This window comes from Nocardioides campestrisoli, assembly GCF_013624435.2.
Lineage (GTDB): Bacteria > Actinomycetota > Actinomycetes > Propionibacteriales > Nocardioidaceae > Nocardioides > Nocardioides campestrisoli.
On sequence record NZ_CP061768.1, the window covers coordinates 288,117 to 295,247 of the forward strand.

The window sequence follows — 7,131 nt, forward strand, 5'->3', positions numbered from 1 at the left end:
CTAGCGGCCCAGTCGCCAACCGCGGCGCGCGGGCTGCTCGGACAACCGGGCGACCAGCTGCTCCAGCTCGCGTGGGGTGAGGTCCACGATGGATCCCTCCGGCCGGTCGGCCGGTCGGTCCAGCAGGAGCAGGTCGACCTGGCGCAACAGGTCCAGTCGCTGCTGCTGGCGCTCGGCGCGCCGCTGCAGCTTCTCGCTCAGCCGCTGCGCCTTGTCCCGCATCCGGTCCCGGTCCTCGGCCACCTCGGTCAGCTGCAGGTTCGTGTGATGGAGCACGGTGGCGAGCTCGCGCGCCTGGTCGTTCATCTTCGTGGCGTCGTGCTGGGTGCTCGTGAGGATGGCGCGGAACCGCTCGAAAGCGTGCGGGGGCATCAGCATCTCGACCTGGTCGAACTTGTCCAGGACCCGGTGCATGGCCTCGTCCCACTCGGCCTTGTCGTGCTCGTCGCGGGAGGAGCCGGCGCCCCACCAGCGATAGACGGTGGTGATCTCCGGGACCGAGTGCACGCCCACGACCCCGGCTGAGCGGACGATCAGGTCCCAGTCCTCGGTGGTGTTGAGGGTCTCGTCGAAGCGCAGGGAGAGGGAGTGGAAGATGCCCCGCGGGAAGGCGATCGTCATGCACGGGCTGTAGTTGGCCCGCAGGTGGTCGATCATCTCGTAGCGCAGTGGCCACTCGCGCCGGGCGGGTGCGACCGCCCGGGGCAGGAACTCGTCGGTGCTCGGGTCGGTGCGCACCGGCTGGAGCAGGGCCACGGAGCGAAGCAGCATCCCCTCCGCCTCGGACTCCGCCCGGTGGAACGTCTCCACCCAGTGCTCCAGGACGGTGTCGTCGTCGTCCAGCATCACGAGGTAGCGCCCACGGGCGGCCTGGAACCCGTCGTTGAGCGGCGCAGAGCGCCCGGGCCGCGAGACCTCAAGCACGCGCACCCGCTCCCTGAGCCACGCCGGGAACTCCGCGATGACTCCGCGGGTCGCGGCCACCGCCTCGGGTGCGGCGCGGTGGCACATCAGCAGCAGCTCGAAGTCCCGGTCGGTCTGGGCTGCCAGGCAGGTGAGCACGTCCTCCAGGGTGTGCGGCCGCAGCCCCTGGGTGCGGGTGACGATCGACAGGAACGGACGCTGCTCGGCATCGGACGCGTCGGCCTCCGTGGCCGACGGGCGCATCCCGATGGCGCCGAGGAACGAGCTGAGCGAGGTCGCGGGAAGGACGGCGGGGTGCAGCGAGCCCGACGTACGCGGAGGGGGGACCTCGTCCAGCTCGGGCAGCGGAGCGTCCAGCCGGAGCGGGTGCCCCTCCTGGTCGACCCGGACGCGACGGAAGACCGTGGCGGTGGGCGCAGGGACGACCCGGGCGCCGGCGACCTCGAGCAGCTCCTCCAGTCGCTCGCCCGCGCCGTCCTGCGGGGACGAGGTCCAGGCCTGGCCCAGGGTGCGGAAGGTGCCGGCGTCGAGCAGCACCAGGGCCCCCGAGACCTGGTACGGGCCGACCTCCGGCAGCGGCGGCTCCAGCGTGTCCTCCTCGGCCTCGGACAGCATGGCGCGTACCTCGGTCGGCAGGACCCGGGCGTCCACCAGCTCGCCGGGGCCGCCGTACGCCGCCAGCAGCCGGGAGACCGCGAGGGGCGAGGGGGAGGAGGTGGCCTCGGAGACCAGCAGCAGGTCGGTGTCCGCCAGTCCGAGGGCCTCCACTGCGTCCAGCCACCAGCGCTCACCCCCGACCAGGAGCGTCGAGACCGGCGCGGTGCGGTGCAGCTCGGGGCTCCGCCGCCCGCTGCCCACCACGACCCGGACCAGGTCGGCGGAGGCGTCCGCCCCGGCCAGGGCACACGCCCACGACTCGACCACACGCTCGTCCGGCTCCCAGCCCTCGACGCCCGCGGGCGCGGACGGCCCTGCCTCCCGCCAGTCCATCAGCACGGTGGTCAAGCGGCGGGGGGCGGTCACGGGCAACGCCTCTCTGGTGTGGTCGGCGAGCCCTGCTGGCCCCCCGGCGGGGCCAGCATAGGCGCTCAGCGCAGCACGGTGAGCAGCTGCGTCGCGCGGGTGAGGACGACGTAGAGCGTCGCCCGGCCGGTGGCCGACTCCGTCTCGATCTCCTCGGGCCGCACGACCACGATCGCGTCGAACTCCAGTCCCTTGGTGTCCAGACCGGTGAGCACCACCACCCGGTCGTCGCCGGACGGCGAGACCGACGGGTCGACCGCCCGCGCCGCCCCCCTGGCGTCGTCGGCGAACTCCGGCCACGAGGCCAGCCACTCGTTGACCTGCGAGCGCCGGGCGACCGGCACCACGATGCCGACCGTGCCGGCGACCCGGGACGCGACCTCGCCCACGGCGGTGCGCACGGTGGCCTGCAGGTCCGCGCCGGCGTCGCGCTCCACGGGCTCCTCACCGGTCGAGCGGACGGCCTCGGGGAGGTCGGCGTCGAGGCCGACCCGCCGGGCGTACGCGGCGGCGTAGTCGTAGATCTCCGCGGAGTTGCGGTAGTTCTTCGACAGGTGGAAGGAGTGCACCTGCTTGCCCTCGAGCGCGGCCGCGCGGGCCGCCTCGGCCTCCTCGCGGACCGGCCACGAGGACTGCGCCGGGTCGCCCACGATCGTCCAGGACGCCGTCCGGCCACGCCGGCCGACCATCCGCCACTGCATCGGCGTCAGGTCCTGGGCCTCGTCGATCAGCACGTGCGCGAACGGGTCGTCCTCGAGCTTGTGCAGCGGCGGGGACCAGGCGCGCCCGCGCGGGGCGTACTCCCGCTCCGAGGCGGTCGTGAGCTCCTGCAGGTCGACCCCGCCGTCGCGGTAGGCGAGGGTGTCGTCGAGGTCGTGGTCCTCGTCGGTGCGCTGCGGCACGTCGCCGATCAGGTAGCGCAGCTCGTCGAGCAGCGCCACGTCCTCCACGCTCAGCGGCTCGGCGACGCCGGGGCGGGTGGGGAGCAGGCCGCGTCCCTCGGGGTCAGCCTCCTGCCACGAGCGCAGCAGCAGCTTCTGGTCGTCGGCGGAGAGCACGCCCTCGGAGACCCGGGCCAGGAACTCGGGGTCGCGCAGCCAGCCGAGGACGTCCCGGGCGGTCAGCGGGGGCCACCAGTCGGCGGCGAAGTCGACGAACGCCGGCGTGGAGAGCATGTCGTCGTCGAACTGCTCGCGGCCCCGCTCGCGGCCGCGCTCCCCCTTGACCTGGCGCCACATGGCGTCCAGCAGCGCGTTGGCCACCCGCGGCAGCTGCCGGTTGCGCGCACCCTGGCTCATCAGCTGGCCGCGCACCCGGCGCAGCACGGCACCGTCGAGCCGGAGCGAGTCGTCGCGCCAGAAGATCTTGAACTCCCGGGGGCTGCCCGGCGCCTGCTGGCGGGCCGCGCGCCGGAGGACCTCGGCCATCCGGGCGGCGCCCTTGACCGCGGCCACCGCCGGCTCGTCGTGCCGGGTGGCGCGGACCCCGTCGACCACCTCGCCCAGCGAGCGCAGGGCCACCGCGGTCTCGCCGAGGGAGGGCAGCACCCGCTCGATGTAGCGCATGAAGACGCCGCTGGGCCCGACCACCAGGACGCCGCCGCTCTCGTAGCGGCGACGGTCGGAGTAGAGCAGGTACGCCGCGCGGTGCAGGGCGACCACGGTCTTGCCCGTGCCGGGGCCGCCGGAGATGGAGACGACACCCTTGCCCGGGGCCCGGATCGCCCGGTCCTGCTCGGCCTGGATGGTCGCCACGATCGAGTGCATGGAGCGGTCGCGGGCCCGGGAGAGCTGGGCCATCAGCGCGCCCTCGCCGACCACCGGCAGGTCCCGGTCCTCGGCGGCCAGGGCGTCGGCGTCGAGCAGCTCGTCCTCCACCCCGACCACGGTGTGGTGGTCCGAGCGCAGCACCCGGCGCCGGACCACGCCCTCGGGCGTGGCGGCCGTGGCCTGGTAGAAGACCGCGGCGGCCGGGGCGCGCCAGTCGATCAGCAGCGAGTCGCGCTGGTCGTCGCGCAGGCCGATCCGGCCGATGTAGCGCGGGGCGGGGTCCAGCTCCTCCCGCAGGTCGAGACGCCCGAAGACGAGGCCCTCGTGGGCGGCGTCGAGCTGGGCCATCCGCTTCGCGGCCTGGAAGACCATCGCGTCGCGCTCGACCAGCCCGCCCTCGTGGCCCAGCCGGCCACGGCTGTGCCCTTCCTTGGCGAGCTGCTGCGCGGCGGCAGCGGACTTCTCCAGCTGCACGTACACGCGGTCCACGAACGCCTGCTCAGTCGCGATCTCGCGCTCGACGAGCTCTTCGGACAACTCGGTTCCCCACTCCTGACGGCTCTGGTGGCAAGTGCTCAAGACTACCGGCCGGGAGCGGGGAACCGTGCAGCCGGCCCGTCAGTCGGCCCGGGTGTAGATCGCGGCTCCCCACGTGTGCCGGGAGCCCGCCCCGGCGCCGTCCATCCGGACCCCGACCCGGCTGCCGGTGGGCACGGGGATCCCGCCGATACTGCCCGAGCCCTCGCCCCGGATGTTGGAGCGCTCGTGGTCGCCCACGCGGATCCGCGCGGTGGCCCCCTGCGGGACGCGGGAGACGAAGACGTGCGCCAACGACGGCTCGTCGACCGGTCGGCCCCGGTCGGCGCGGCTGCCCCGGCCGAAGGTCTCGGTGCGGTCGAGCTCCCAGGTGACCCCCAGGTGCTCGACCAGCCGCGGCACCTCCTGCCCCGCGGCCTCGGCAGCCGGCTCCGCCATCTCGTAGAAGGAGGTACCCAGCACGACGTCCTCCCCGACGTCGAGCGGTTCGCCGTCGGCGTCGAGCAGGCGCACCTCGACGTCGACCACGTCGCCGGGGGCCACGGGGCCGGCGTCGGTCTCGAGTCCCTCGGGGAAGGAGGCCGTCCAGTGGGCGCCGGGGTCGAACGGGGCGCGAGGCCCGCAGCCGCCGCCCGAGGAGACGACCTCCCCGTCGAGGGAGAGCGCCAGCTCGACCTGCCCGTCGCGGCCGGCGCAGAAGGCCCCGAACCGCAGCGTCCCCGTGGGGACGGTGAGCCGCATCGAGAGGGTCGACGCGCCGCGCACGGCGTTGGCGACGATCAGCCGGTCGCCGGCGACCCGGTCGCGGAAGGTCACGCCCTCCACGGTCACGCCGGCCGGAGGCTCGTCGGAGAGCTCGTAGACCGCCAGGGCGTTCTCGCCCGGGCCGTAGAAGGTGAAGGTGCCCGCCACGTCCGCCGGCGCCTGCCAGTACTGGGAGAAGTCCGCCGCCTCGGGCTGGTAGACGTACCCCTCCGGCTCGGCGACCTTCCAGGCCTCCAGCTGCCCCGGCGGCGGGGTCACCTCGTTGGCCCAGGCCAGCAGCCGGGGCTCGTCGGCCTCCGCCAGGTCGAGCTCCACCTGGTCGGTGCCCGTGACGGAGCCGGCGTACTCGTAGGTCCAGCCGGCCGCCTCGATCGTCTCCGGCACCGGGTGCCCGGCGAGCTCGGCGGGCACGTTGGCGGGCCCGGGCGACCGGTCGCCGGACAGCAGCACCGGCGCCAGGGCGACGGCGGCGACCACGGCCGCGGTGACCACGCCCGCCCCGGCCATCCGGCGCCGACGGACGGCGCGGACCCGCCCGCGCAGGGAGGCCGCACGGGCCGGGGTGTCGAGCATGCCGGCCTGCTCAGGGTCGGCGGCGTGGTCGCGCAGGGTGCTGCGCAGGTCGTCCAGGGTGTTCATGCCCGGTCTCCGTCCATGAGGTCCGAGGCGGCGAGGGAAGGGTCGATGCGGAGCTTGGCCAGCGCCTTGCTGGTCTGGCTCTTGACCGTCCCGGTGGAGCACTGCAGCAGCGCCGCGGTCTCCCCGACCGAGAGGTCCTCGAAGTAGCGGAGCACGACGACGGCGCGCATCCGGCGAGGCAGCCGGCCCAGCGCCTCCCACAGGTCGTGGGTGTCGTCGGCGGCGCCGGTGCCGTCGGCGGCGCCGCGCTCGGGCAGCCGCTCGGTGGGGCGCTCGTCGTTCCACCTGCGCCGCCACCAGGAGGAGTAGGTGGTGACCAGGATCCGGCGGACGTACGGCTCGGGATCGCGGTCGATGCGGCGCCACGCGAACCACGCCTTGGCCAGGGCCGTCTGGAGCAGGTCCTCGGCCAGCGCGTGGTCGCGGGTGAGCAGGTAGGCGGTGCGCAGGAGGCCCCGGGAGCGGGCCGCGACGAAGTCGTCGAAGCCCGGCGCGGTGCCGGTGACTGGTGGCACCGGCCCCTCCCGGGTCTCGTGCACGGACGTGGTGGTCATGCCCCTTCTACCGGTCGGGGCGGGACGGAGGTTGCCTGGCGGCGGCTACTTCTTCCGGGAGAGGAACGCCGTCATCGCCTCGCGCGCCTCGTCGGAGCCGAAGAGCCGGGTGCTCAGCGCGGACATCTCGTCGCCGAGCTCGTCGATCCGGGCGACCAGCGAGGCGTTGAGGATCTTCTTCGACTCCGCGATGCCCTGGTTGGCCCCGGTGGCCACGTCGGCGCAGAGCTTCGCGACGTACTCGTCCAGCTCGGCGGCCGGCACCGCCTTGGTGACCAGGCCGTACTCCTGGGCCTCGGCGCCGGTGAAGACCTCGCCGCCCAGCGCCGTCAGGGACGCGGCGCGCGGGTTCATCCGGGAGAAGACCGTGAGGCTGATGATCGCCGCGGCCAGGCCCAGCTTGACCTCGGTCAGGGCGAAGGTCGCCTCCTCGGCGGAGACGGCGATGTCGGCGGAGGCGACAACGCCGATGCCGCCGGCCCGGACCGCGCCGAGGTTCTTGGTCACGACCACCTTCGGCATGGTGGCGATCAGCCGCTGCAGCGCGATGATCCGCCGGGTGCCCTCCTCCATGCTGGTCGTGGCCGCCTCGGAGAGGTCGGCGCCGGAGCAGAAGACCTTGCCGGAGCTCTGGATCAGCACCACGCGGACCTCGGGGTCCTGTCCGGCCGCCTCGAGGTGCTCGTACAGCTCGGTCACGAGCTTGCGCGAGAGGGCGTTGCGGTTGTGCGGGGAGTCCAGGGTGATGGTCGCGACACCGTCGGCGGTGGTGCGGGTGACGAACGGGGACTCGGGCGTCGGGCTGTGTGACATGGTGCACAGTGTGCCGGGGTGGGCCCGTCAAGGGCGTCGGGGGGGCCGTAGACCTTGCGTTAACATCGCCTGTCCACGGGAGAGGCACGTCGTCGCACGAGGGGGCA

At 74.1% G+C, this 7,131-nt stretch carries 5 protein-coding genes; all 5 read right to left on the bottom strand.

Going from position 1 to position 7,131, the window contains the following annotated elements:
- The 5 genes from H8838_RS01415 to H8838_RS01435 all read right to left on the bottom strand — a co-directional run bounded on the left by H8838_RS01415 (nt 1) and on the right by H8838_RS01435 (nt 7,024).
- Entirely contained in the window at nt 1-1,947 is a 1,947-nt protein-coding gene (locus H8838_RS01415; RefSeq protein ID WP_185995383.1) for a glycosyltransferase family 2 protein, read from the bottom strand.
- A gap of 65 nt (nt 1,948-2,012) precedes the next feature.
- Nucleotides 2,013-4,253 carry a HelD family protein gene (locus tag H8838_RS01420; RefSeq protein ID WP_185995382.1) on the bottom strand — a complete coding sequence of 747 codons (2,241 nt, stop codon included), beginning with the start codon at nt 4,251-4,253 and terminating at the stop codon, nt 2,013-2,015.
- An 81-nt stretch (nt 4,254-4,334) separates the two neighbouring features.
- Complete coding sequence (locus H8838_RS01425; RefSeq protein ID WP_185995381.1) at nt 4,335-5,657, bottom strand: hypothetical protein; 1,323 nt, start codon at nt 5,655-5,657, stop codon at nt 4,335-4,337.
- Nucleotides 5,654-6,211 (bottom strand): SigE family RNA polymerase sigma factor, encoded by a 558-nt coding sequence (locus H8838_RS01430; RefSeq protein ID WP_181309867.1) that lies wholly within the window; start codon nt 6,209-6,211, stop codon nt 5,654-5,656. The genes H8838_RS01425 and H8838_RS01430 overlap by 4 nt, the downstream gene beginning before the upstream one ends.
- A gap of 45 nt (nt 6,212-6,256) precedes the next feature.
- Nucleotides 6,257-7,024: an enoyl-CoA hydratase-related protein gene (locus H8838_RS01435; protein ID WP_181309866.1), complete on the bottom strand. Its 768-nt coding sequence runs from the start codon at nt 7,022-7,024 to the stop codon at nt 6,257-6,259.
- Nucleotides 7,025-7,131 lie beyond the last annotated feature (107 nt).

Coding starts and splice junctions, on each gene's coding strand:
- H8838_RS01425 (WP_185995381.1), bottom strand. CDS start 5,657: ATGAACACCCTGGACGACCTGCGCAGCACCCTGCGCGACCACGCCGCC.
- H8838_RS01430 (WP_181309867.1), bottom strand. CDS start 6,211: ATGACCACCACGTCCGTGCACGAGACCCGGGAGGGGCCGGTGCCACCA.
- H8838_RS01435 (WP_181309866.1), bottom strand. CDS start 7,024: ATGTCACACAGCCCGACGCCCGAGTCCCCGTTCGTCACCCGCACCACC.